Source organism: Blastococcus sp. PRF04-17 (assembly GCF_023016265.1).
Lineage (GTDB): Bacteria > Actinomycetota > Actinomycetes > Mycobacteriales > Geodermatophilaceae > Blastococcus_B.
In genome coordinates this window covers 75,269-99,371 of record NZ_CP095412.1, presented here as the reverse complement: position 1 = coordinate 99,371, position 24,103 = coordinate 75,269, and the positions used below count along the sequence as shown (strand labels likewise).

Below are 24,103 nucleotides of genomic sequence, written 5' to 3'. Positions count from 1 at the left end.
GAGAACCCGTCGTCCATGACGACCACTCGCACGTCCACGCGCCGTTCCTTCCGCGGGGCGGCTCTCGCCCTCTTCACCGGGGCGGGTCTGGCGCTCACCCCGCTCACGGCCTCCGCCGACACCGGCACCGCACCGGCCGCGTCGGCACCGGTGTCGCTCGCCGCCGCTCCGGTGGCCGCGCCGAACTCCGCCGCGCAGGTCGCCGTCGACACGGCCCTGGCCCAGCAGGGCAAGCCGTACGCCTGGGGCGGGACGGGGTCGGGCGGCTACGACTGCTCCGGGCTCACCTTCTCGGCCTACCAGGCGGCCGGGGTGGCGCTCCCGCGCACGTCCAGGGCGCAGTCGACGGCGGGCGTGCCCGTCGCGAAGGCGGACCTGCAGCCCGGTGACCTGGTCTTCTTCTACGACCCGGTCGGCCACGTCGGGATGTACATCGGCGACGGCCTGATGGTGCACTCGTCCACCTACGGCACGCCGGTGGCGGTCGTGCCGGTCGACTCGATGGAGGGCTACCACTCCGTGCGTCGCGTCGTCTGAGGCCGCCCCGGCTCAGTCGCCGCCGGTCGCCAACGGCAGCGTGACCGACGACGCCGACCCCGCGGAGTGCGCGACCCGGTGGGTGACCGGCTCGCCGTGCGTCGCCTGGCCGGCCGCTCGCCGGTGCCGAGGTTGCGCGCGTAGCGCGGGTGGGCTCCGCCGGAGATCTGCAGCCGGATCCGGTGCCCGGCCGCGAATCGGTGCGCGGTGTCGGGGAGGGTAGCCACGACGTGCCGCTCCCCCGGCCTCGGGGGCTCGCCGGCGGCCGGGTCGAGCCGGACCAGCCGGTCGGTGACGTTGACCGAGCGGCCGCGCGCGTCGACGTCGCACAGCCGCAGGAAGACGTCGGCGTACGGGTTGTCGGAGGTGAGGCAGATCCGGACGGTGGCGCCGCCGAGCAGTTCGACGGCGGTCTCCAGCGGCGCGGTGGTGAAGGTGCGGACGTCGTCGCGGGCTTCCAGCCGGCGGTTGTCGCGGCGGCCGGCGCGGAAGGTGAGCACCCGGCCGCCGACCGACGGCGTGGGGTGCATCGGGTCGTAGCGGAAGGCCGTCTCGCCGCCGTCCTCCGGTGGTGCGTCGTCGGCCAGCCGCCCGCCCGGGTGCAGGAACCAGGTGCGCTCGGTCCGCCCGGCGGGCGGCCAGTCGGGCATCCCCCGCCACTCGGCGGCGCCGGTGACGTAGACGCGCACGCGGTCGCGCCGAGTTGTCGGGGGCGTCGCGCCGTCCACGGGCAGGTGGGCCGCGAGCCAGGCGAGGCTCTCGGCGGTCGTGACCTTCGGGTCGATGCTCAGGTGCGCCCAGGGGCCCATGGTGAGCCCGACGTCGACGCCGCGGTCGCGCAGCGCCGCGTACTGGTCGAGCGTCTGCTCGACGAACCAGTCCTGCCAGCCGCTGACGAGCAGCGTCGGCACGGTGCTCGAGTGGACGGCGGGCGTGGCGCGGTACCGGTCCCAGTAGGGATCGGACAGGTCGGGGTGGTCGAGCCACTCGTCGAACCAGGGGGCGGGGTTGCCGCCGAGCCGCTCGGGCAGCCCCTGCAGGGGCAGTTCGCGCAGGTGAGGTGCCAGTCGTCGCTCCGCGGTGAGCAGCCGGGTGGCGCCGCGGATCGGGCCGAGCAGGTCCTGATGGGCGATCAGCTCGGTCCAGGTGGCGACGTTGAGCAGCTGGAAGGCGCCGTCGACCAGACCGGCCGCGGCGAGGTCGTGCGGACCGATGTGCAGCACCATCGCCTGCAGCTCGTCCGGCGGGTCGAGCGCGAGCGCCCACTGGGTGTACCCGAGGTAGCTGGGGCCGAGCGTGGCGAGCCGGCCGTCGAACCAGGGCTGCTCGCGCAGCCAGCCGACGGTGTCCTGCCCGTCCTGCTCCTCGTTGACCACCGGGGTGAACTCGCCCTCGGAGCCGAAGGTGCCGCGCACGCTCTGCAGCACGACGGCGTACCCGCGGCGGGCGTAGGGCAGGGCGAAGAGGGCGGGGAACGCCCCGCCCCGGCGGTAGGGGGAACGCAGCAGCACGGTCGGGTGCCGCGGCGCGGTCTCGGGCAGGTACACGTCGGCACGGAGGACGACGCCGTCGCGCATCGGGACGGCGACCTCGCGCAGCACCCGCACGTCCGAGGTAGCCGGCGGGAGCTTCCAGCGTCGTCCGATGGCGGCCGCGGCGAGCTTCGCCGGGCGGGGCAGGCGCCGTCCGGACGCGGCGTCGTCTGAGGGCACGCGAACTCCTGGCTCCCCGACTGTCGGGCCCTCGTCAGGCCCTGGTCAGGCGCAGGATCGCGCGCTTGAGCCGGATGATCAAGCGCATGCCCCCGGAGGCGGCCAGCTCCCGCTGCCGTTCGCGCAGCCGATCGCCGAGCTCCTCGAGGCGGGCGTCGCCGAGCGCGCGCGACTGGGGGAACATGCGCTGCTCCTCCTCCATGGTGTGGTGGCGCACCGTCGACTCGAGCATCCGCACCTCGGCGAGGAAGTCCGGATGGTCGACGGGCGTGCGCATCACGGTGGCGACCTGGTCGTCGATCTGCCGGTGCTCGGCGTGGGCGACGGACAGCAGCGGCGAGACGTCGACGACGGCGGGGTAGAACAGCTCGTCCTCGATCTGGGCGTGGATCTCGATCTCGCGGAGGAAGTCGTCGCGGAGCCGCTCCCGGAGGTCGGTCTGCGCATCGGTGGTCCCGGCGAGGTCGCGGAGCAGCCCGCGGAGCACGTCGTGGTGGGCGATCAGCACCTCGTCGGCTTTCATCGCGACGCCTCCTCCAGGGTCGTGACGGCGGTGGGTGTGCGCCAGTGCGCCCGTCGCCGCACCTCGATCCGGCCCTCGCGGATGCGGGTCTCATAGCAGGGCAACGGCGCGGTGGCGGGCCCCTGGGCGGGCTCCCCGGTGTCGAGGGAGAAGCGGGAGCCGTGCCACGGGCAGACGAGCTCGCCCTGGTGCAGCCAGCCCTCCCCCAGCGGCCCGCTCTGGTGCGGGCAGCTGCCCCCGACGGCGCGGACCCTGCCGTCGGTCGCGACCAGCACGACCGGCACGCCGTCGGCCTCCACGGCGAGCGGCTCGCCGTCCACCAGCTCGCTGACGTCGGCGACCGGCACGAACCGGCGGGGCTCGTTCGCCTGCACGGCGTGGTCGGTGCCGAGCCGGTGGCGGTAGGACAGGACGCCGCCGAGGTAGCCGCTGGTCAGCACGACGGCGTAGCCGGCGGCCGCGGTGGCGCGCGCTCTGCTCGTGCGACCGCGCTTCCGGTCGGCGAGTGACCAGGTGTAGAGCGCGAGGGCGGTGGTGTTCAGGGCGCCGTGGACCAGGCCGACGCGGCGCGCCTCGTCGTGGGCGTGCTGCCAGTCGGTGGCACCGGTCGCCGCGGAGGCGACCGCGCCGGCGACGCCGAGCTTGACCACCGTGCGCGCGGCCGCACCGGTGCCGGGCCCGCCGCGGCCGGTGGCGTCGAGGCCGTCGAGCAGCGCGGCGGCGGTCCACGAGCCGATCGGGACGGTGACCAGGAAGGGGTGCACGGGATGGCCGAGCCACACACCGTGCGCGAGGTCCTGGAGGCGGCGGGCGTGGCGGCCGGCGAGCAGGTAGGTCAGCGAGATGGCGTGCTCGACCTGATAGCTGGGCGCGTCCAGGACCTGCCACCGGCCGACCGCTCCGCTCGCCCGCTCCAACAGGCTCCGCACGCTCACCGGTCCGCACCTCGTCGTCCCATCTGGGGCCCGTGCCCAGCCCGCGTACGTCGAAACGACCGTGCGATGTCGCCGGCGCGCAGCCCGCTGAGGGATCAGACCGGCAGCCTCGGCGCGATGACGATCTCGCTGCCGTCGGGCCGGAACGTCCGCCAACGCCCCCCGGGATCTCGCTGGACGCGGAAGCCGTGGTGGACCTTGGTGTGGTGCCGTTCGCACAGCAGCGCCGAGTTCTCGAGCGAGGTCTCCCCGCCGAAGATCCAGTGCACCAGATGATGGACGTCGCACCAGTACTTCGGGGCGCCGCAGCCGGCGAAGACGCAGGTCTCGTCGCGAAGCTCGACCGCCTTGCGCAGGTGCGGCGGCACGACCCGCTTCGTGCGGCCCAGGTTCAGCGGCATGCCGTGCTCGTCGATCGTGATCGGGGTGATGCTGCCGTCGCAGGCCAGCATCCGCGCCTTCGCCGCCGACAGGAGGCTGCCGAAGGCAGTCGTGGCCGCGGAGGGCCCGGTGGCCGGGTCGAACAGGTCGTCGGCCGGGATCGTCACCACCACGTTGGGCTTGGCGGTGCGGAGCACGGGCAGGTCGCCGGAGGCGAGCTGGTTGTCGGCCAGCTGGACCATCGCGTCGGCGAGCTGCTGGGCGCGGGAGCGCATGTCGCCCCGAGGCCGGTCGGCCTGCACGACCGCTTCGAGGGCCGTCTTCAGCTTCTCCCCGCCGACGGCGTCGAGCTGGCCCCGCACCACCACCGTGCCGTCGGAGAACGTCGACAGCGTCAGCGAGCGCTCGTCGGTGGGGTCGGGCTCGGGGCCGTCGGGGTCGAGCCGGGACAGGTAGTGGTGGACCACCCGCGTCAGCTGCTCGATCCGGCGCTCGGCGGCGACTTCGGCGAGGGTGCGGTCGATCTCGGCGAGGTCGATGCCCTGCGCGAGGGCGGCGGTCCGCCGGCTCTCCGTGGCGACGGGTGCGACCACCGCGACCTGCTCCGCCGTGACGGCGCCCTCTGCGAAGGCGGACGCGAGCGCGGGCAGGTGGTCGAGCGCACGGCCGTTGCGGACCAGCTGCCCCGCCGCGGCACCACCGAGCCGGCCGTGGCCGCGCAGCCACGACCGCATGGACTTCATGCCGTCGTCCTCGGGCGCCTGCTGCAGCTCCGCCGCCCGCACCCGGCGGGTCAGCTGGGCGTCGATCCGGTTCCTCAGCTCGAGCAGTTGCCTGATCCCGTCGAGCTGCTCCCGGGCGCTGAGGGCGTGCACGTCTTCGACGGCCAGGGCGTCGAGAGCCGATCGCAGCTCGCTCATCGTCACCCCTTCACGCGGATCGAACGTCTGTACGAAGAATACCGGTGAAGCGGACCTCTCGCAGCGTGAATCCCCAGGTCAGTGCGCCGTCCACAAACTTTCGAGTCGTCTTGACACGACCGGGCACGTAGCGTCCTCAGGCATGGCTGATCGTGAGTTCCGGACTGTGCTCGAGGGCGGCTCCTACTTCGAGGGGCCGCGGTGGCACGACGGCGCCTGGTGGGCGTCGGACTTCTACCGGCACACCGTGAGCCGCGTGGAGCCGGGCGGTGGCGAGGCCGTCGTCCTCGAGGTGGAGAACCAGCCGTCCGGGCTCGGCTGGCTGCCCGACGGGTCGCTGCTCGTCGTCTCGATGAAGGACCGCCGGCTGCTCCGCCTCGCCGACGGTCGCGTCGAGACGCACGCCGACCTGTCCGACGTCTGCGGCGGCCACCTCAACGACATGGTGGTCGACGCGGCGGGCCGGGCGTTCGTCGGCGACTTCGGCTTCGACCTCATGGGCGGCGGCGCGCCCGCGCCGGCGTCGGTGAAGCGGGTGGATCCCGACGGCACCGTCACCGTCGCCGCCGACGACCTGCGCTTCCCGAACGGCTCGGTGATCACGCCGGACGGCGGCACGCTGATCGTCGGCGAGACGTGGGGCAACCGCCTCACCGCCTTCGACATCGCCGCCGACGGGTCGCTGGGCAACCGACGGGTGTGGGCAACCTTCGGGCCGGAGCCGGTGGGCGGCTCGGTCGGGGAGCTCGTCGGGCAGGTGGTGGTCGCACCCGACGGCTGCACGGCGGACGCCGACGGACACGTCTGGGTCGCCGACGGGCTGAACTCGCGGGTGGTCCGGGTGGCCGAGGGGGGTGCGATCGTCGACGAGATCGCCGCGCCGGACGGGATGGGCGTCTACGCCTGCGCCCTGGGTGGGGACGACGGCCGCGACCTGCTGATGTGCTGCGCGCCGGACTTCTACGAGCACACCCGCGCGCCGGTCCGCGAGGCGGTGCTCGTGACGACGCGGGTCGACGTCCCCCACGCCGGTCTCCCCTGACGGCTGGACGACCTAGGCGCGCAGGCGGCGGGTGGCCTCTGCCGGATCGAACCGTTCGGGCTCGAGCGGGCGCCCCAGCCAGGCCAGGGCGTCGGCATGCTCGGGGTGCAGCCGATCGGCCAGCACCTGGCGGAGCCGCTGGTAGCCGTGCGGTCCGCCGCTGTCCTCGGGCGGGCACGCGTTCGCGCCGGCCAGGCACGTCGGTGCCTCGGCGGTCCGATGCCGCTCCACCCGGACGTCGTGCTCCCAGCCGTCGCCGAAGTCGTAGTCCCAGCGGAACTGCGTCCCGTCGGCGAGCGAGCCCACGCGGACGCTCCGCGGATCGCCGAGCTCGTCGTCGTCCTCGAGGTCGCCGTACGGCCGGCCGTCCAGCTCGAACAGCGACAGGTGGGTGCCCCGCCAGCCCATGACTGCCTGCAGCAGCCCGTCCAGGTCGCGCAGCGTGGCCTTCTCGGGGACGACGAGGCGGCGCCACACGGGCGGGTCGACGTCCCGGAGGGTGACGGTGAGCTCGACCGCCGGCACCACCTTCCCCGGAGCGGGCGGCTCCTCGTGCAGGAGGCTGGCGCGGGCCAGCGCGGCGGCCGGCGGCGTCGGGGGCTGGTTCCGGTCCCGCCGGGTGCCGAGCACGCCGAGCCGGTCGAAGACCGTCCACGTGGAATCGCGGACGGCGTAGAAGGCCTCGGTCTCGTCGAGCGGCTGCCCCGTCCGGCTCGACAGCCAGCCCAGGACGGCGAGGCCCTCGGCGACAGTTCTCTCCGGGTGAGGGCGACCCGCGGCGACCGCGAGCAGCCAGAGCAGGCCGGCGACGCGGTCGGGATGGGCACGGGCCAGCGGCAGCCGGGCGGCGATGTGCCGCCAGAGGGCGGTCGGGTCCTCGGCGAGCCGCCGACCGAGGGTGGTCGGGCCCAGCGTCCCGCGGTGCACCCGCACCAGGCCGAGCCGGCGGGCGGTGTCGCGCAGCTCCGCCACGGGACGGGTGATGTCCTCGCGGGTGGCGGCACCGATCCAGTCGGCGTCCCAGCCCAGGGTCCGCATGGTCTCGCCGACCAGCGCGGGCGGCAGGTAGCCGGCGGCGGTGAGCTTGACGCCGTCGCCGAGCCGCGCCAGGAACCACCGGTACGGCTCGACGACGTCGGGCTCCGGCGGCGGCGGCTCGCCGTCGAGGCCGGCCCCGGAGACGACCCGGCGGAGCTCGGCACTGCGCGAGCCGCGCAGGCCGTCGAGCAGGTCGACGAGTTCATGCCGCATGCCGCCCGAGCCTGCCAGCCGCTGCGCCACACTGCCGTCGTGGGACGACGGAAGCCCGGGAAGTACCCCTTCGACTACACCGCCGGCGACGATCGCCGGTTCCTCGACAGTGGGGTCGGCGGCACGGTGCGGGTGCTGCACGGGCCGGGCCGCGGCATGGGCATGACCGAGGGCGTCGTGTGCCGGGTCGAGGTGACCACGGCCGACGACGGGGTCCTGGACGTGTCGCACGCGGGCAAGCTCGGCAAGGAGCACCGGCTCCGCGGCACCGCGCCCGGCGACCGGATCGGAGTCGAGGTGACCGGCCGCTTCGACGGGGACGATTGCGACTGCGGCTCGGCCGACTGCGCCCCGGTGCTGGACGAGCTGACCAGCGCGTGCGTCGTGCAGCTCACCGGGGACCTGGACGACGTCGTCCGGTTCGGCGTCGGGCCGGCGTGGGCGAAGGTCGAGGCGATCGACGCGGGCGAGTACGACGACGCCGTCCCGACGGCCTGCCACTGGGGCGCCGGCGTGCGGATCCGCGGCGGAACCCTCGCGCTCTGATCAGCCGAGGCCATCGACAAAGACATATGTCGACAAGGAGGCATGCCGGCTTCGGGGAGTTCCTGCCGGAGCCGATCCGGTATCGCGCGTCCTACCGTGACGGAGAGCAAACGGGCCGCGCCGGTCCGTTACCCGCCTGCCTCCCACTTCCCCTGAGGAGCTCCCGTGACCTACTTCGAACGCCCCGCCCTGACCCTGCTCACCGACACCTCGTACCTGGCCGCCGAGCCCGAACCGGCCCCGCCGTGGGCTGAGGACCCTGTCGCCGAGGAGACCTGGCGGCTGAGCGCGCTGTGCGCCGAGACCGACCCCGAGGCCTTCTTCCCGGAGAAAGGCGGCTCCACCCGCGAGGCCAAGCGCGTGTGCGTCGGCTGCGACGTGCGCGCCCAGTGCCTCGAGTTCGCGCTGACCAACGACGAGCGGTTCGGCATCTGGGGCGGTCTCTCCGAGCGGGAGCGCCGCCGGCTGCGGCTGCAGCGGCGGGACGTCCTCAGCGCCTGAGGAAGCGTCCCGGCGTCCTGAGCTCTCGGTCCCGATCTCGCCCGGGGGGGTCAGGACGTCGACGTCAGCGGGACTCACATGAAGTCGCCGTACGCTTGCGTTTCGACGCCGACCCCGGGAGCACGCGCCGCATGGCCTCCTACGAGCCGGACGCCCAGAAGACCCGGCGACTCCGCCGCCGGCCGGCCGACACGCTGCCGCAGCGGTACGACGAGCCGGCCCGCCGTCCCCGGTTCGACCGACCGCCGCCGGCGGGCAACGACTGGTACGGCGCTCCCCCGGACTCGGTGTTCCCGCCGCAGGTGGACGAACGCCCTCGCCAGCCGTGGCCGCCGGGGCCGGCCTTCCCGCCACCGCAGCAGCCCTATCCGCCTGTCCAGCCGGAGCGGGTGCGGCGTCGCGACCGTCGTGGCCGGTTCGACCGCACCGGACGGCGGCCTCGCCGTCGCCTGTTCCGCCGCATCGTCCGCGTGCTGGCCGCGCTGGGCGTCGTCCAGGCGCTGCTCGTGCTGTCGTTGCGCTGGATCGACCCGCCGACCACGGCGTTCATGGCCGCCAACCCCGACGGCGCGATCCAGCAGTCGGTGCCGGTCGAGCACGTCTCCCGGAACTTCCTGGCCGCGGTGATCGCGCACGAGGACTCACAGCTCCCCTACCGCTCCGGCGCCTTCGAGTGGACCGACCTGTGGAGCCGCGCGTACGCCCACCTGACCGGCGAGGAGGACCCGATGGGGTCCACGATCCCGCAGCAGGTGGCCAAGAACATGTTCCTCAACCAGGAGCTCAGCGCCTGGCGCAAGGCGCTCGAGGCGGGGATCGCCATGGAGATGGCGCTGTTGATCGACGACCGCCGGATGCTCGAGCTCTACGTGAACTACGCGCAGTTCGGCCCGACGATCTACGGCGTCTGCGCGGCGGGGTGGTACTACTTCGACTCCCCGCCTTCTGAGCTCTCGGCCGCGGAGGCGGTGCAGCTGGTCGGGCTGCTCCCCTCCCCGGGCACGTCCAGCGCGCGCCCGGCGGCGGCATGGACTTCGAGGTGGACGACGGCCTCGGCTGGCTGTCCCGCTCGCACGTCATCAACGCGCAGAACCGGGTGCCGCGTCACCTGGAACGGCTCGGCTTCCAGCCGGTCGAGGACGCCGGCGTCGAGGGACTCGCCTCCGACCAGGAGCCCTCGGACGACGACTGCACGACGCGCCCGGACGAGATCGCGGAGCTGATCGCGGCGGAGGGCACCGGCTGACGACTGGCAATGTAGGGGCATGCACCGCTCCCACCGGGTGGCCGGCGCGCTGGTCGGCTCGGCCGTCGGCGACGCGCTCGGTGCGCCGTTCGAGTTCGGACCCGCTGGCGAGTTCTCCGCCCGCTTCCCCGTGCCGGCGCGTGGCGCTCGGACCGAGATGTGCGGTGGCGGGTCGCTGGGCTGGGAGCCGGGCGAGTTCACCGACGACACCCAGATGGCGCTGTTGGTGGCGGAGTCGCTGCTGGAGAACGACGGCCTGGACGAGGCGGATCTGTTCGGCCGGTTCGTGCGGTGGGCCGAAGCGGAGCCGCCGGACATCGGCAACCAGACCCGGGCGGTGCTGCGGTCTGGTCTTCCCTGGGACGTCGCCGCGACGAAACACTTCGGGACGACGGGTCGTGCCGCGGGCAACGGCTCGCTGATGCGGGCGACGCCGGCGGCGGTCTGGTTCTCCCGGTTCGGGACGACGGCGACCGCCGACGCCGCCCGGCGGATGTCGGCGCTGACGCACGGCGACCCGGCGGCCGGTGAGGGGTGCGCGATCTTCGCCGAGCTGCTGCGGGTGGCGCTGAACGGCGGTGATCCGCTGACGGCGGTTCCGTCGGCGGTGGCGCTGGTGGCCGAGGAGCACCGGGAGCGGTGGGCGGCGGTGCTGGCGCCGTCGTGGGCGCCGGCGGACGCGACGGAGTCGAACGGTGCGGTGTGGCCGACGCTCGGCCAGGCGGTGTGGGCGCTGCGGCACGGGCGGGACTTCGCTGAGGTGCTGCGGCTGGTGATCGACCTCGGCGGTGACACGGACACCGTGGCGTGCGTGGCCGGCGGGCTGGCCGGCGCGGTGTTCGGGATGGGCGGCATCCCGAGCCGGTGGGCGTCGGTGGTGCACGGCCGGGTGCCCGGCCACGGTGATCGGGTGTGGCGGGTCGCGGACCTGCAGCAGCTCGCGGCCGCGCTCGACGGCGGTGTTCAGCAGAACTACGACCCCGGGGTGATCCCGCGGATCGGCCCGACGAAGGTGCTGCCGGGGATCTGGGCGGCGAACCTCGACGGCGCGCGGTACAGCGAGACCGACTTCGCAGTCATCTCGCTGTGCCGGCTGGGCGAGCCGTTCCCGCACGAGCTGCAGCGGATGGCCTACATCGCCGACAACGAACACAACAGCGACCTGGACGTCGTGCTGGCCGACGTCCTCGACGACATGGCGGCCCTGCGGGCCGAGGGGCACCGCCTGTTGGTGCACTGCCACGGCGGGGCGTCACGCACCGGGCTGGTGCTGCGCGGCTGGCTGGTGCGCGAGAAGAGGATGTCGGTCGACGAGGCGACGGCTTACGTCGCCGACCGCTGGCCGCACCTGGGGCTGTGGAACGTGAGCTTCACCGCCGCGCTGGAACGGCTCGCCGCCCGAGTGCGGTGACATCGCACCCCGGTTCCACCACTCAAGTAGTCCCGGAGCCCAGAGGCGCAGTTGCACTGCTGGCTAGTTGTACCCGGCCAGGACGTTGGTGACAGAGGGCCGGGTTGAACGAAGGAGAACCTCCGAGTGAGGTGTGGCTTGTCGAAGGCCCGCACCGCTCGGAGGTTCTCGTGTCCCACGGTAATGCTCGCTTGACCGTCCACGGCCGCAAGCTGATTGTCGACCGGCACGCCGCCGGCTGGAAGCAGGCGCACATCGCTGCGGCGATGGGGATCTCCCGCAAGTGTGTGCGGACCTGGATCGGCCGCCATGCCGCCGAGGGCGAGGCCGGGCTGGCCGATCGGTCCAGCCGCCCCCACACCAGCCCGACCCGGACGCCGGCCGAGGTCGAGGACCGGATCGTGGCCGTGCGCAGCGATGAGCGCCGCGGGCCGGACTGGATCGGCGCCGAGCTGGGCGTGCCGGCCCGCACGGTGTCCCGGGTGCTGGCCCGCCGCGGGCAACCTCGGCTCTGCACGCTGGACCCGATGACCGGGGAGGTCATCCGCTCCTCGAAGCAGACCGCGGTCCGCTACGAGCGGTCCCGGCCCGGCGAGCTGGTGCACATGGACGTCAAGAAGCTCGGCCGCATCCCCGACGGGGGCGGCTGGCGCGCCCATGGCCGCGGTGCGCGCAGCATCAGCCGTGACCGGGACACCAAGGTCGGCTACGACTACGTGCACTCACTCGTCGATGACCACTCCCGGCTGGCCTACTCCGAGGTGTTGCCCGACGAGAAGGGCGTCACCTGTGCGGCGTTCCTGGCCCGCGCCGCGGCCTACTTCGCCGCCCACGGCATCGACCGGATCGAGCGGGTGATGACCGACAACGCCTGGGCCTACAAGTACTCCCTGCGGGAGGTGTGTTCCGTGCTCGGCGCCCGGCAGAAGTTCATCAAGCCGCACTGCCCCTGGCAGAACGGCAAGGTCGAACGGCTCAACCGCACCCTGGTCACCGAGTGGGCCTACCGGCAGGTCTTCACCAGCAACGCCGAACGCGCCGCCGCCCTTGCTCCCTGGATCGAGCACTACAACACTCGACGCCGCCACTCAGCACTCGGCGGCCTCCCGCCGACCAGCCGCCTGGCACCAACCTGATGGCCGGGTACAGCTAGTTGCCGTTGAGGCCGAAGCGCCGGGTGAGCAGCTTGAACTTCCAGTACGACTCGATCTGCTCGATGGTGTCGTCGGGGGTGTTGCCGTCGACGACTTCCAGCACCGACACTTGGTAGTGGCGGCGGCCGTGGCGGGCACCGGCCCTGAGGCGGACGTCGCCGCCGTCCCCGCCGTTGGCGTACTCCAGCCAGCGGCCGAGCAGGCTGTCGGCACCCTTCGCCGAGCCGACGTACTGCTGTCCGGACTCGACGTCGACCAGCAAGTACACGCCCTTCACGGCGCGCAGCACCTGCTGCCAGCCGTGAGGGAGGGTGGGGATGTCGTCGACCGGCCGGACGAACTCGCGGAACCCCGGGAAACGGGGTTCGTACTGCTCGGCGATCTCGAGGACCGGCTTGGGCTGGTTGGCGGCTCGCTGGACCCAGCTCCGGGTGCCGGCGCCCCAGTCGATGTCGACCTTGTCGGTGTAGTCGCCGAGTTGGTGGAGCACCCGCAGGTCGTAGCCGTGGTAGCCGGACACGTCGACGCCGATCAGGGCGTCGACGGTGCCGGCCGGGCAGGTGGTGATGCCGGCGACCTCGTAGAGGCCGACGAACACGGTCTTCCGGGCCTCGGTCACGATGAAGCTGGCGAGCAGGTCACCCTCGTTGAACACGTTGCGCTGCTGGACGCTCTGGTACCGCTCGAACGCGGATCTGTCGTTTCGCCAGGCCTCGTAGAGCCGGCCGGGCTTCAGCCGGTTGTCCTGGTGCCGGACCAGGCGGACCTGCGCCAGGTCGACACCCTCGAGGGACAGCAGGTCGTTGAACGTCAACAACGGCGTCCCCCGACTGAGCCGCGCATGGGTCAGCGGCTCTGATCGTCCCGGGGAGGAACTGCCGGCACGGCCGGACGACGGGAGAAGCCAGGGTCGAAGCGCTGGGTCATCTCCAGTTCGCCGGTGTCGGCAGCGGCGTGCCGCCCGGGCAGGGGCATCTTGAACTCGGCGGTCTCATCGGTGAAGTGCTTGGCCACGACTCCACGCTACGAAGCGGAACGGGTCCCGCGCGGTAGGCGCGAGAGGCGTTCCGCACGGCTGGGCCCAGAGGGGCGCCTGTGGTCGATTTGTCGACTTGCCCCCAGGTCGATCAGGCGGTCGGCAGGGTGAGGGACGACGGCGCGCCGCGTCCCCGTGGCAGATCCGGTGGTTGTGACGGCGCTCAGGTGAATTTCCCCAGAGCTGCTCACTGAAAGTCCCCACCCGTGGAGCTCCGCCAGAGACGGCGGGGGCTCCTCCGAGGATGGCGGTCTCTGACCACCGCACCACCTCGAAGGAGCCCTGCCTCTCATGCTCACACGGGAGGAAGACATCGACGTGCACGCGCTACGTCGCCAGGGCTGGACGATCTCGGCGATCGCCCGGCACCTGGGCCGTGACCGCAAGACCATCCGCGCCTACCTCAACGGCCGCCAGGCCGGGGTGCGCGCCCCCGCCGGTCCGGACGGGTTCGGCCCGTTCATCGACTACTGCCGGGCACGGCTGGCCGAGGACCCGCACCTGTGGGCCATGACGCTGTTCGACGAGGTCACGGCGTTGGGCTACGACCGCGCGTACTCCACGTTCACGCGGCAGCTGCGCGCCTGGGATCTGCGCCCGGCATGCGAGCCGTGCGCGCCGGCCAAGGGCGGCCGGCGGCGGTGATCGAGCACCCGCCGGGTGAGGAGACCCAGTGGGACTGGGTCGAGCTGCCCGACCCGCCCGCCGGCTGGGCCGCCACCGGATACCAGGGGAAGGCGTTCCTGCTGGTCGGGGCGCTGGCGCACTCCGGGCGCTGGCGCGGCGTGCTGTGCTCGTCGATGGAGCAGCCGCAGCTGATCGACGCTCTGCACCGCGTGGCCGCCGCGCTGGGCGGGCTGACCCGCAGTTGGCGGTTCGACCGGATGGCGACGGTCTGCCACCCCGCTTCCGGGCGGGTGAGCGCCTCGTTCGCCGCCGTCGCCAAGCACTACGGCGTGCAGGTCGCGATCTGCCCACCCCGGCGCGGCAACCGCAAGGGCGTGGTGGAGAAGGCCAACCACACCGCCGCCCAGCGCTGGTGGCGCACCTTGGCCGACGAGGTCACGCCCGAGCAGGCGCAGGCGTCGTTGGACGAGTTCTGCGCCACCCGCGGCGACGCCCGCCTCCGCACCCTCGGCGGCCGGCGGGGCGCCGTCTCCAGCTTCCTCGCCGACGAGCGGCTCGCGCCGCTGCCGGCGCCGTTCCCCCGCGGTGCTCACCGCCGAGCGGAAGATCTCCGCGCAGGCGCTGGTGGCCTACCGCGGCAACCTCTACTCGGTGCCGCCGGAGCTGGCCGGGACGACGGTGACCGTGGCGCACCGGCTCGGCGCGGACAGCATCGACATCGCCACCGCCGCGGCGCCTGGCCGGCCGCCCACCGTGCTCGCGCGGCACCGGCTGGCCACCGACGGGGCCGGGGTGATGATCCGCGACTCCGGCCACGTCGTCGCGCTGCAGACCGCGGTCCTGGCCGCGTTCAGCACCGCCGCGCCGCACCGGCGCAAGCAGCGCATCCCACCCGGCCCGGCCGCCCGCGCCGCGGCCGACGCCCTCCGCCGACCCTCTTCCAGCAGCGCCACGAGCTCGGACGTCGTGGTCGACCTGGCCGCCTACGACCGGGCCGCCCGAGGAAGGAACACCCTCCGATGAACACCACCGAACCGAGCACAGCCACACCGAGCACGAGCGCGCAGGCCAGCCTCTACCAGCAGCTGCGCGGCCACCTGGCCACCCTCAAGCTGCACACCGCCGCCGAGCACCTGCCCGCCGTGCTCGACGCCGCCCGCACCGAAGGCCTGAGCCTGACCGCCGCCCTCGAGCGGCTGCTGGCCCCTCGAGGTCGACGCGACCGAGGCCCGCCGGCTGGCCGGCCGGCTCCGGTTCGCCTCGCTACCCAGCCCGGCCAGCCTCGACGACTTCGACTACGACGCCGCCCCAGGAGTCGACCGCGCTCTCATCCAGGAGCTGGCGACCTGCCGCTACTTACAGACCGCGACCAACGTGCTGCTCATCGGCCCACCCGGAGTCGGCAAGACCCACCTCGCCGTCGGCCTCGCCCGGGCCTCGGCGCAGGCCGGCTACCGCACCTACTTCACCACCGCCGCCGACCTGGCCGCCCGCTGCCACCGCGCCGCGATCGAGGGCCGCTGGGCCACCACCATGCGCTTCTACGCCGGCCCCACCCTGCTCGTCATCGACGAACTGGGCTACCTGCCGCTGCCCGGCGAGGCCGCCTCAGCGCTGTTCCAGGTCGTCTCCCAGCGCTACGGCAAGACCTCCATCGTGCTCACTACCAACCGCGGAGTCGCCGCCTGGGGCGAGGTCCTCGGCGACACCACCGTCGCCGCCGCCATGCTCGACCGCCTCCTGCACCGCTCCGTCGTGCTCAATCTCGACGGCGACAGCTACCGACTCCGCGACCACCACGCCCGCACCGACACCCTCCGCCGCGCCGCCACCGGCACCCGACGACCGCTAACCTGACCCCGCTCCCGGGTGGGGACTTTCGATGAGCAGACCTGGGGAGATCCGGCGAGCGCCATCAGTTGGTCGGCACCCCGTGCGAGGCCTGATCGACCGGCTCGCCGGTGCCGAGGTTGCGCGCGTACCGCGGATGGGCGCCGCCGGAGACCTGCAGTCGGATCCAGTGTCCGGCGCAGAAGGGGTGCGCAGTGTCGGGCAGCGTCGTCTCGACCAGCCTCCCCTTAACCGGCTCCTCCCCGGTGCCGGGTCGAGCCGGACGAGGCCGTCGGTGGTGTTGACCGACTTCCCGTTCGGGCCGACGGCGCACAGCCGGACGAAGACGTCCGAGCACGGTTTGTCCGACTCCACGAATAGGCGCACCCGCACGGCGCCCTGCACCTCGACCGGCTTCCGGAGGGCCGGCGTACTGAGGGTGCGGACGTCGTCGCGCGCCTCGAGCTCCATGCTGTCCCGCGGGCCGGCGCTGCGCGCGAGCACCCGGCCGCCGACCGACGGAGTGGGGTCCATCGGGTCGTAGCGGAAGGTCGTCGCGGAGGCCTGGGCCGGCGCGTCGCCGTCCAGACGACCGTCCGGCCTCAGGTACCAAATGCGGTCGGTAGTGGCCGACGGCCAGTCGAGCAGCTTCCGCCAGGTGCGCGCGCCGGTGACGTAGACGCGGACGCGGTTCTCCCGAGGCGGCAGCGGATCGGCCGCGGCGATCGGCAGGTGGGTGTTCAGCCAGGCGAGGCTCTCGCGCGCCGACACCGCTGGGTCCATGGAGAGGTGCGCCCAGGGGCCGATGGTCAGCCCGACGTCGACGCCGCGGTCGAGCAGGGCGGCGTACTGGTACAGCGTCTGCTCGACGAACCAGTCGTGCCATCCGCCGATGAGCAGGGTGGGGACGGTGCTCGAATGGACGGCGGGCGTGGCCCGGTAGCGGTCGGTCCCAGTACGGGTCGGTGAGGTCGGGGTGGTTCATTCACTCGTCGAACCACGGCGCCGGGGTTCCGCCGAAGCGCTCGGCCAGGCCCTGCCGCGGCAGCTCACTCAGGCGCGGGGCCAGCCGGCGCTCCGACAACTACGGGGTCTATGGCGCCCGCAAGCTGCATGCCGAGCTGCACCGGAAGGGGCATCGGGTGGCCCGCTGCACCGTCGAGCGGCTGATGCGCAGCGCCGGGCTGCGCGGGATCAGCCGGGCCAAGGGCCCGCGGACAACGCTCCCGGGCGCTGGCCCGGACACCCGCCCGGATCTGGTCGACCGGGCGTTCACCGCGACCGGCCCGGTGTCCCGCCCCGAGTTCAGTGGAGGCTCGGAACTGACGCGGCGACGGTAGCCGCCACGGTGTTGTGCCGGTGGAAGTGCTCCTCGTGCTCGGCCGGTGGAACGAGGCCGATCTCGCCGTGCAGGCGTCGGTGGTTGAACCAGTCGATGTACTCGACGACGGCGATCTCGAGGTCGTCGATGCCCTTCCACGGACCGCGGTTGCGGACCAGCTCGGCCTTGAACAGCGAGTTGAACGCCTCGGCCAGCGCGTTGTCGTAGGAGTCGCCGGTGGAGCCGACCGAGGCGACCGCGCCGGCCTCGGCCAGGCGCTGGGTGTAGCGCACGGCAACGTACTGGACTCCCTTGTCCGAGTGGTGAATGAGTCCGCCGAGGTCGCGGCCGGTCCGCCGGCGGGTCCAGATGCCCATCTCCGGGGCGTCGAGTGCCAGGTCGGTCCGTAGGGACTTCGACAGCTGCCACCCCACCACCCGGCGGGAGAACACGTCGATGACGAACGCGGCGTAGACCCAGCCGGAGAAGGTGCGGCAGTAGGTGATGTCGGCAACCCACAGCTGGTCCGGGCCGGTCGCGGTGAACGCCCGGTCGACCAGATCCGGGCGGGTGTCCGGGCCAGCGCCCGGGAGCGTTGTCCGCGGGCCCTTGGCCCGGCTGATCCCGCGCAGCCCGGCGCTGCGCATCAGCCGCTCGACGGTGCAGCGGGCCACCCGATGCCCCTTCCGGTGCAGCTCGGCATGCAGCTTGCGGGCGCCATAGACCCCGTAGTTGTCGGCGTGCACCTTCTCGATCACCGCCGTGGTGGCCGCGTCGGTGATCGACCGGGCCGAGGGCGACCGGGTCCGGTGGGCGTAGTAGGTGCTCGGGGCGATCTTGACGCCGGCCTCGGTGAGGACCCGGCAGATCGGCTCGACCCCGTGCTCCTGCTTGTGCAGATCGACGTAGGCAACGATCAGCGAGACGGGCGGTCGAGCTCCGCCGCGAAGAAAGCCGACGCGCTCTTCAGGATCGCGTTCGCCCGGCGAAGCTCGCGGTTCTCCCGTTCCAGCTCGGCCAGCCGGGTGGCGTCATCGGTCGTCGTGCCGGGCCGGTGCCCGTCGTCGATCTCGGCCTGGATGACCCAGTTGCGCAGCGTCTCGGCGTTGATGCCCAACTGCGCGCCGATCCGCTTCAACGCCCCCGTCCGGGTCGCCGGGTCACGCCGGGCCTCGACCGCCAGCCGGGTCGCCCGCTCCCGCAGCTCGTCGGGGTACTTCCTCGGTGCCGCCATGACTCTCATCCTCACGTGGATTGAGAGCCTCCATCAGACCCGGGGCGGGACACTGCCGCTCCAGGCACGCGCCTGTTGACTGGGACATAGCCAGCCATTCATGCCCCGCCGCGAGCGCCCCTTGTGCACTTGCACCACAGGCCTCTCTGGCCACATTACACACCGACGCGGCCCTCGAATGGGTAACAGCGGAGCGTTCCCGATCCGGAATGTCGGTGGCCTGGCGCACAATCCGTAGCGATGAGCACACGGGGTGAATGGACGCGGCCACAGGCTGACCTCCAGCAGTGGATCGTGGACCACCGCGAGCGGGCCATGGAGGCCTACCGCGCGAATCGGCTCCTGGTGGCCGAGCACGGGAACCAGGAGGACAGCTACCGCACCGGCGGCTACGCCGAGCGGCAACTCCTAGAGCTGATCCAGAACGCCGCCGACGCGCTCAGCAAGACCGGTCAGGTCGGGCGCGTGGAGGTCCGACTCGTCGGGGACACCCTCTACTGCGCCAACGAGGGCGAGGGTTTCACACAGCAGGGCCTGGAGGCCGTATGCCAGGCATTCCTCAGCCCCAAGCGCGGCGAGGAGATCGGACGGTTCGGTCTCGGGTTCAAGTCGGTACTCGGGGTCAGCGACCGTCCCCAGGTCTTCAGCAGGACCGTCTCCTTCGGATTCGACTCCGACTTTGCACAGGCAGCCCTCTCCGCCATCGATCCCCACGCTGTGCGTTACCCCGTTCTCCGCACGCCCTTGCTGCTCGATCCCGAGACCGAGGCAGCGAGCGACGACATGCTCCGCCACCTCATGAGTTGGGCGACCACGGTCGTGCGCCTGCCTCTCGCGTCGCAGATCGAGCGCCTCGTCGACGAGCTGCTCAAGTTCCCGGCGGAATTCCTGCTGTTCGCCGACCACGTTCAGGTGCTGCACCTCGGCGTCGAGAGGCAGGCCGGCACCAGCTTCGAGAGCACCTACACCTGCGAGTTCCAGGGCGACCACCGATACCTCCTCACCCGCGCCGGTGACGACCCCGCACCCTGGTGGGTCCAGCACACCAATCACCGGCTGTCCGAGGCGGCGTTGTCGGGCGTAGGTGAGGCCATTCGACGCGATGAGGTGCGCGTCTCGTACGCGGCGCCGCTGTCGGACGCCCGCGAACGCGGCGAGTTCTGGGCGTACTTCCCTCTCAAGGACGTCTCGTCGACCCGCGGGATCATCAACGCGCCCTGGCAGGTCAACGACGACCGGACCAATCTGCTGCCCGGCGCCTTCAACGAGGAACTGCTACGCGTGGTCGCCAACATGGTGGTCGAGGCGCTACCAGAGCTTCGGACCGCCGACGATCCCGCGCGACACTTCGACTACCTGCCGGCGCGTGGCCGCGAGGCGTCAAACTTTGCAGACAAGTACCTCACCCGCGAGATCCCCAGCCTGGCCCGCTACGCGGACTGCATCCCGGACGCCGATGGCATCCTCCGCATGCCCGAAGACCTTGAGTACCCGCACTTCGAACTTCGACTGGAGCCGGCCACGCACATCACCTGGCACATGGCTCCTCGGCGTCCGAAGGCCGCGCCCCATCCCTCCTGCTACACGTCTGCCACCCGACGCGCCCGACTGAGGACGTTGGTCCGCGAGGAGGACGGCGCAAAGGCGCGTGGCGAGCTGGGGGCCAAGGCGTGGATCGAGCGGCTCGTGCCCGCCTCAGGCTTCACCGAGGAAGACTGCGCAGCCGCGGTCCTGGTCTTCGGAACCGTCATCGATCAGCCGACGCGCAGAGACATGGAGCGCGCTGCCGTGGTGCCTGACACGGCCGGTCGTCTACACCCACTGGCAGCGGTCGAGGAACTCTTTCTCGGTGGGGAGGTGAGCAGCACGGTAGGTGGGTTGGCCGTTATCCTCCCCTCCTTTCGCGAGCACCCAGGTGTCACCGAGGTGCTCCGCGAGCAAGGCTTCCAGGAGGTCGACCCGCTTGAGGAGCTCCGGCGGCTCGTCGACTCCGTGGACCGCAAGTGGGGCCACTCCGAGTGGGGAGCCCTGTGGCATCTCGTCGACAAGGTCGGCGGCGCCGACGCCCGTGACGTCCTGGTCGAACACCTCGGGCGTGGTGGCCTGCTGCGAGTTCGTGCACGTGACGGCGCCTGGTACGACCCCAGCGAGGTAGTTGTCGCCGGTCTGGTCGAGCCGAACGATCCGGCTCTTGTCCTCGACGATGCCGTCCACGGGCTGCACCTGGGCATCCTGGAGCTGCTCGGCGTCGGGGTGAGGCCGCTCGTCAGTACCGCGCTGCTCCGGGACGCGACCTTCCAGGAGTACCGGAACACCCGACGCGAGCTGTACCTTCAGGTGACGACCGGGCGCCGCCCCGAGCCCCTCGCTCTCGTCTTCGATCGCACGGAAGGGCTCACCGGGCTCCAGCTCCTCCGCCGCTTTGCGGAGACCGGTGATGACACCGCGCGGCTCACGTGGACGAGGGAGCTACTCGAGGCGGAGCAACCTCGTCAGTGGCAGCTCGTCCACAACAAGCGGCCCGACCAGTTCCCCCCACTCAATTGCCCCGCTCCGCACATGTGGGCGGTGCAGCGCTTCGGCAGCCTCGACACCGCGTGGGGTCCCCGGCCGACCCGGCAGACGCTCGCGCGGTCATTGGGCCACTTCGCTCCGTACCTCCCCGTCGCACTAAACCCGGCGGCGGACATGCTCGAGCTCGTCGGTGACCTCGGGGCCGTGCCCGTCGACACCTGGCGGGAGTTCCTCACGCACCTGCCGACAGCGAGCGATCCTTCCGTCCTCGGGCGCCTGTTGGCCGAGGCAGCGACCCATCTGCCGCAGAAGGAGACCCCTGCTGCTCTTCCGGCGATCAGCTCCGGGGTGGGTGCCCTCGTGCGTCCGTCCGATCTCTACCTCGCCCAGGACCAGGAGGAGGCTCGCGAGCTCGCTGCCCGGGACCTTCCCCATGTCGTCGTGAACGACGAGGCCGCGACTGCCCTCAGCGCTCGATGGGGCTGCCGGCCGGCCTCTGCCCACCTGCGAGTCGAGGTACTCGTTGACGCGCCGCGCACGCCGGTCGCTCTCCTCGACCGCTACCGCGGTCTGCGCCCTCTGGCGGTCAATCGACTCGACGGTCTCCGACTGGTCGAGTGCAGCAGCGTTGTCCGCCAGGTCACAGCACCGGACGGCGTCGACGCCCGTGCCGAGGACATCGCGGTCGACGGCGACACGGTTTACCACGTGGACACGCTCAGCGACGAGGAACTGCTCGAGCGCCTGGCCGAGAAGTTCGAGGTCCCGCTCACGGCGACGACCGTCGACCAGATCCTTCGGGACGCGCAAACGGAGCAGGTCAACAAGACGATCCACGCCTGCCGCCTCGAGCGCGACCATGCGGCGAAGCTTCTGGTCCTCCTGGACGCTGCAGCGCTGGAGAAGCGCTTGCCGAAGGGCCTGCTCGAATCACTCCGCCGAATGGGACAGGACCTCAGCGAGCTGGACGTCGCGAGGCTGTTCCTGGACGTGCACGGCTACGACGCACTGTGGGCAGCGAGGAGGGACCTTGAGGACGCAGGGCTACCGGTCCCAAAGCAATGGGCGGGGACGCCGCCCGCGATCAAGTTCATGAGCGAGCTGGGATTCCCGGTCGAGTACGCCGGCACGGCCGGAACTCACCTCGATGCCGATGTCACGGTCCTCGGCCCACCCGAGCTTGACCCCCTGCACGGGTATCAGGAGCGGTACGCCGAGAAAATCCGAGAGCTCCTTGACGACGGCGGGCGGGCGATGTTGTACCTGCCGACCGGCGCCGGCAAGACCCGCGTGACGGTGGAGGCCATCGTTCGGGCCTTCACCGAGGACGGCTTCCGCGGACCGCTGTTGTGGATCGCCCAGAGCGAAGAGCTGTGTGAGCAAGCCGTGCAGACGTGGAGCACGGTGTGGCGCCAGTTCGGCGATCACAGGCCGCTGCGGATCGGCCGCCTGTGGAGCCGGAACGACGTGGCCGAGACAGAGGACGACGTGTCCGTCATCGTTGCGACGGACGCAAAGCTGGCCGTCTGCCGGGAGAAGGATGACTACCGCTGGTTGAGCCGGCCGTCCGCAGTGGTCATCGATGAGGCCCACAGCGCGATCGGGACAGACATCACCGCCACCCTGCGCTGGCTGGGCATCGAGGGCCGCCGCACAGGCCGCCCAATGCTCGGGTTGACCGCCACACCATTCAAGGGCCAGAGCGAGATCGCCACCGAACGCCTCGCCGCACGCTTCGACCACGTCAAGTGGGATGCGTTCGCGGACGATGACAGAGACGCCTATGATGTCCTACAGCAGATGGGCGTGCTGTCACACATTGAGCACCGAATCTTGCGAGGTTCGGACTTCGTCCTCAACGCTGACGAGCAGCGCCGGACCAAGAAGCTGCGGCTGCTGCCCAATCAAGTTCTCGAACGGATCGGGCGCGACGAGGCCCGAATGCAACGCCTGCTCGAGGACATCTGCGACCTGCCCCCGGACTGGCCTGTCCTGGTCTTCACCGCCTCGGTGCAGTCCGCCCAGGTGTTGGCCGCCCTGCTCAAGTACCAGGGCATCACCTCCGCTGCAGTCAGCGGTGCTACACGCATCCACGAGCGGCGCCGGGCCATCGACGGGTTCAAGAACGGTGAGATTCGAGTCCTGACCAACTGCAGCGTCCTGACCGAAGGCTTCGACGCCCCGAAGATTCGCGCGTTGTATGTGGCCCGCCCGACCTTCAGTCCCAACGCATATATCCAGATGGTGGGTCGCGGGCTGCGGGGCGAGAAGAACGGCGGAAACGCGGAGTGCCTCGTCGTCAACGTCGAGGACACCTTCGGTCAGTTCGGCGAGAGCCTCGCCTACAAGGAGTTCGACCACCTCTGGGAGCGGAACGGGAGCTCGTCGACGTGAAGCTTGTCCCGGCCACGTCGGTTCTCGGGCATGTCGACAGCCAGGCGGAGCTCCGCGTCGCCCAACTTCTCGAACAGCTCGACCTTCCCACTCCTGTCGCCGCGCTCTACTCCGTTCACCTCCCTGTGCACGAGTACAAGCGGATGTCCGAAATCGACTTCCTCGTAATCTGGGACGACACGGTGCTCGTCGTCGAGGTCAAGGGCGGCCGGCTCGGACGTCGGAACGGGCTGTGGAACTTTACCGACCGCTACGGGCATACGAACGAGAAGCGGGAAGGTCCCTTCGAGCAGGCCCGCAGCGCGATGTTCGCGCTGCAGCGCCGGGTTCAAGAGCGACTCCCCTCGCTGGATGTCGCCTGGGGTTACCTGGTCGTGACTCCCGACCAGATGTTGCCGTCCGACGTCGAGTGGCACCCGAGTCAGTACGCGGGACATGAGTCGATGTCCGTGACGCGCCTGGCCAAGGCACTTTCGGACGCCCGTACGCATGCTCACTCGACCATGTCGCGTCCTGTCCGCGGCGGTGGCTACGGGGACCTGATGCGGGTCCTCCGTCCGGACTTCGACTGGGTCCCCACCCTGGGCGCCCTCGGGCCGCAGCTCGAGCAGGAGTACGTCCGTCTGGCCGAGCGTCAGTACGACCTGCTCGTCGGAGCCGAGCGCAACCGCCGCGTCCTCTGCGTCGGTGGCGCCGGTTCGGGCAAGACGCTCCTCGCCGCGGAGACGGCTAGACGGGCTGCCTCCGCGGGAGCGTCGGTGCTGGTGACTTGTCGCTCACCGCGCCTCGCGGAGCTCCTTCAGGGGAGGCTCGACGGGACGGGGGCATCAGTGATGCCGTTCCACCGGCTGGACCCGTCGAGAGCGCCGGCCGACGTGCTGGTTGTGGACGAGGCGCAGGACCTGTTCGACGTCGACAGCCTCCTGGTGCTCGACCAGCTCGTCGACGGGGGCTGACCGACGGACGTTGGCGCGCCTTCTGCGATCCC

At 71.8% G+C, this 24,103-nt stretch carries 21 protein-coding genes, 2 pseudogenes and 1 other annotated feature; of the genes and pseudogenes, 13 read left to right on the top strand and 10 right to left on the bottom strand.

Going from position 1 to position 24,103, the window contains the following annotated elements; all coding sequences use genetic code 11:
• Nucleotides 1–15 precede the first annotated feature (15 nt).
• The gene (locus MVA48_RS00490) at nucleotides 16–537 is read left to right on the top strand and encodes a C40 family peptidase (protein ID WP_246984520.1); all 522 of its coding nucleotides are present in this window, start codon (nucleotides 16–18) and stop codon (nucleotides 535–537) included.
• Here MVA48_RS00490 and MVA48_RS00485 read toward each other — a convergent pair.
• The 4 genes from MVA48_RS00485 to MVA48_RS00470 all read right to left on the bottom strand — a co-directional run bounded on the left by MVA48_RS00485 (nucleotide 510) and on the right by MVA48_RS00470 (nucleotide 5,008).
• Nucleotides 510–2,249 carry a CocE/NonD family hydrolase gene (locus MVA48_RS00485; protein WP_246984513.1) on the bottom strand — a complete coding sequence of 580 codons (1,740 nt, stop codon included), beginning with the start codon at nucleotides 2,247–2,249 and terminating at the stop codon, nucleotides 510–512. The two genes, MVA48_RS00490 and MVA48_RS00485, sit on opposite strands and share 28 nt — an antisense overlap.
• A 34-nt stretch (nucleotides 2,250–2,283) precedes the next feature.
• Entirely contained in the window at nucleotides 2,284–2,772 is a 489-nt protein-coding gene (locus MVA48_RS00480; protein WP_246984500.1) for a hemerythrin domain-containing protein, read from the bottom strand.
• The gene (locus tag MVA48_RS00475) at nucleotides 2,769–3,707 is read right to left on the bottom strand and encodes a Rieske 2Fe-2S domain-containing protein (RefSeq protein WP_246984498.1); all 939 of its coding nucleotides are present in this window, start codon (nucleotides 3,705–3,707) and stop codon (nucleotides 2,769–2,771) included. The genes MVA48_RS00480 and MVA48_RS00475 overlap by 4 nt, the downstream gene beginning before the upstream one ends.
• 95 nt (nucleotides 3,708–3,802) lie before the next feature.
• Nucleotides 3,803–5,008: an HNH endonuclease signature motif containing protein gene (locus MVA48_RS00470; protein WP_246984496.1), complete on the bottom strand. Its 1,206-nt coding sequence runs from the start codon at nucleotides 5,006–5,008 to the stop codon at nucleotides 3,803–3,805.
• Between the two features lie 142 nt (nucleotides 5,009–5,150).
• Here MVA48_RS00470 and MVA48_RS00465 point away from each other — a divergent pair, with 142 nt between their 5' ends.
• Complete coding sequence (locus tag MVA48_RS00465; RefSeq protein WP_246984494.1) at nucleotides 5,151–6,050, top strand: SMP-30/gluconolactonase/LRE family protein; 900 nt, start codon at nucleotides 5,151–5,153, stop codon at nucleotides 6,048–6,050.
• Nucleotides 6,051–6,062: 12 nt separating this feature from the next.
• Here MVA48_RS00465 and MVA48_RS00460 read toward each other — a convergent pair whose 3' ends face one another.
• A complete protein-coding gene (locus tag MVA48_RS00460) occupies nucleotides 6,063–7,301 on the bottom strand; it encodes a plasmid pRiA4b ORF-3 family protein (RefSeq protein ID WP_246984492.1) in 1,239 nt (412 codons plus the stop codon).
• 39 nt (nucleotides 7,302–7,340) lie between these two features.
• Between MVA48_RS00460 and MVA48_RS00455 the strand changes: the two genes are divergently transcribed.
• From MVA48_RS00455 to MVA48_RS00435, 5 genes are all read left to right on the top strand, one after another.
• Nucleotides 7,341–7,847, top strand: coding sequence for a hypothetical protein (locus tag MVA48_RS00455; protein ID WP_246984490.1), 507 nt, complete (start codon nucleotides 7,341–7,343; stop codon nucleotides 7,845–7,847).
• Between the two features lie 165 nt (nucleotides 7,848–8,012).
• Nucleotides 8,013–8,348 carry a WhiB family transcriptional regulator gene (locus MVA48_RS00450; protein ID WP_371821173.1) on the top strand — a complete coding sequence of 112 codons (336 nt, stop codon included), beginning with the start codon at nucleotides 8,013–8,015 and terminating at the stop codon, nucleotides 8,346–8,348.
• 131 nt (nucleotides 8,349–8,479) lie between these two features.
• Nucleotides 8,480–9,571 carry a transglycosylase domain-containing protein gene (locus MVA48_RS00445; protein ID WP_246984488.1) on the top strand — a complete coding sequence of 364 codons (1,092 nt, stop codon included), beginning with the start codon at nucleotides 8,480–8,482 and terminating at the stop codon, nucleotides 9,569–9,571.
• 42 nt (nucleotides 9,572–9,613) lie between these two features.
• Nucleotides 9,614–11,005 carry an ADP-ribosylglycohydrolase family protein gene (locus tag MVA48_RS00440; protein WP_246984479.1) on the top strand — a complete coding sequence of 464 codons (1,392 nt, stop codon included), beginning with the start codon at nucleotides 9,614–9,616 and terminating at the stop codon, nucleotides 11,003–11,005.
• Nucleotides 11,006–11,175: 170 nt separating this feature from the next.
• Nucleotides 11,176–12,141, top strand: coding sequence for an IS481 family transposase (locus tag MVA48_RS00435; RefSeq protein WP_246984476.1), 966 nt, complete (start codon nucleotides 11,176–11,178; stop codon nucleotides 12,139–12,141).
• A 13-nt stretch (nucleotides 12,142–12,154) separates the two neighbouring features.
• On the opposite strand, the gene MVA48_RS00430 is transcribed toward MVA48_RS00435, so the two are convergent.
• Together MVA48_RS00430 and MVA48_RS00425 are read right to left on the bottom strand one after the other, a co-directional pair.
• A complete protein-coding gene (locus tag MVA48_RS00430; RefSeq protein WP_246984474.1) occupies nucleotides 12,155–12,973 on the bottom strand; it encodes a GIY-YIG nuclease family protein in 819 nt (272 codons plus the stop codon).
• A 32-nt stretch (nucleotides 12,974–13,005) separates the two neighbouring features.
• Nucleotides 13,006–13,173, bottom strand: coding sequence for a hypothetical protein (locus tag MVA48_RS00425; RefSeq protein ID WP_246984472.1), 168 nt, complete (start codon nucleotides 13,171–13,173; stop codon nucleotides 13,006–13,008).
• Nucleotides 13,174–13,486: 313 nt separating this feature from the next.
• Here MVA48_RS00425 and MVA48_RS23875 point away from each other — a divergent pair, with 313 nt between their 5' ends.
• Nucleotides 13,487–13,840, top strand: a complete 354-nt coding sequence (locus tag MVA48_RS23875; RefSeq protein ID WP_371821147.1) for a terminase gpP N-terminus-related DNA-binding protein — start codon at nucleotides 13,487–13,489, stop codon at nucleotides 13,838–13,840.
• A 304-nt stretch (nucleotides 13,841–14,144) separates the two neighbouring features.
• Here the strand turns inward: MVA48_RS23875 and MVA48_RS00415 are convergent, their stop codons facing one another.
• Entirely contained in the window at nucleotides 14,145–14,303 is a 159-nt protein-coding gene (locus MVA48_RS00415) for a hypothetical protein (RefSeq protein ID WP_246981010.1), read from the bottom strand.
• A gap of 104 nt (nucleotides 14,304–14,407) precedes the next feature.
• On the opposite strand from MVA48_RS00415, the gene MVA48_RS00410 reads away from it, so the two are divergent.
• Both MVA48_RS00410 and istB read left to right on the top strand, forming a co-directional pair.
• On the top strand, nucleotides 14,408–14,845 hold the full coding sequence (locus MVA48_RS00410; protein ID WP_246981008.1) for a Mu transposase domain-containing protein: 438 nt from the start codon (nucleotides 14,408–14,410) through the stop codon (nucleotides 14,843–14,845).
• A 198-nt stretch (nucleotides 14,846–15,043) separates the two neighbouring features.
• Nucleotides 15,044–15,679, top strand: a pseudogene (gene istB / locus MVA48_RS00405) (IS21-like element helper ATPase IstB); the annotation flags it as partial.
• Here istB and MVA48_RS00400 read toward each other — a convergent pair.
• Nucleotides 15,671–16,567, bottom strand: a pseudogene (locus tag MVA48_RS00400) (CocE/NonD family hydrolase); the annotation flags it as partial. The pseudogenes istB and MVA48_RS00400 sit on opposite strands and share 9 nt — an antisense overlap.
• A 50-nt stretch (nucleotides 16,568–16,617) precedes the next feature.
• Here MVA48_RS00400 and MVA48_RS23870 point away from each other — a divergent pair.
• Nucleotides 16,618–16,992, top strand: a complete 375-nt coding sequence (locus MVA48_RS23870) for an IS3 family transposase (RefSeq protein WP_371821172.1) — start codon at nucleotides 16,618–16,620, stop codon at nucleotides 16,990–16,992.
• Here the strand turns inward: MVA48_RS23870 and MVA48_RS00390 are convergent.
• Nucleotides 16,958–18,207 (bottom strand): IS3 family transposase gene (locus MVA48_RS00390; RefSeq protein WP_246984470.1). Its coding sequence is split into 2 segments (ribosomal slippage): nucleotides 16,958–17,928 and nucleotides 17,928–18,207, totalling 1,251 coding nucleotides; the frame shifts between segments, so codons are not numbered across the junction. The two genes, MVA48_RS23870 and MVA48_RS00390, sit on opposite strands and share 35 nt — an antisense overlap.
• Nucleotides 17,801–17,929 (bottom strand) — a sequence feature (AL1L pseudoknot). (Overlaps the previous gene by 129 nt.)
• Nucleotides 18,208–18,501: 294 nt before the next feature.
• On the opposite strand from MVA48_RS00390, the gene MVA48_RS00385 reads away from it, so the two are divergent.
• Both MVA48_RS00385 and MVA48_RS00380 read left to right on the top strand, forming a co-directional pair.
• Nucleotides 18,502–23,115 carry a sacsin N-terminal ATP-binding-like domain-containing protein gene (locus tag MVA48_RS00385; RefSeq protein ID WP_246984468.1) on the top strand — a complete coding sequence of 1,538 codons (4,614 nt, stop codon included), beginning with the start codon at nucleotides 18,502–18,504 and terminating at the stop codon, nucleotides 23,113–23,115.
• Nucleotides 23,112–24,071, top strand: a complete 960-nt coding sequence (locus tag MVA48_RS00380; RefSeq protein WP_246984466.1) for an NERD domain-containing protein — start codon at nucleotides 23,112–23,114, stop codon at nucleotides 24,069–24,071. Before MVA48_RS00385 ends, MVA48_RS00380 begins: the two co-directional genes overlap by 4 nt.
• The last annotated feature ends 32 nt before the right edge of the window (nucleotides 24,072–24,103 follow it).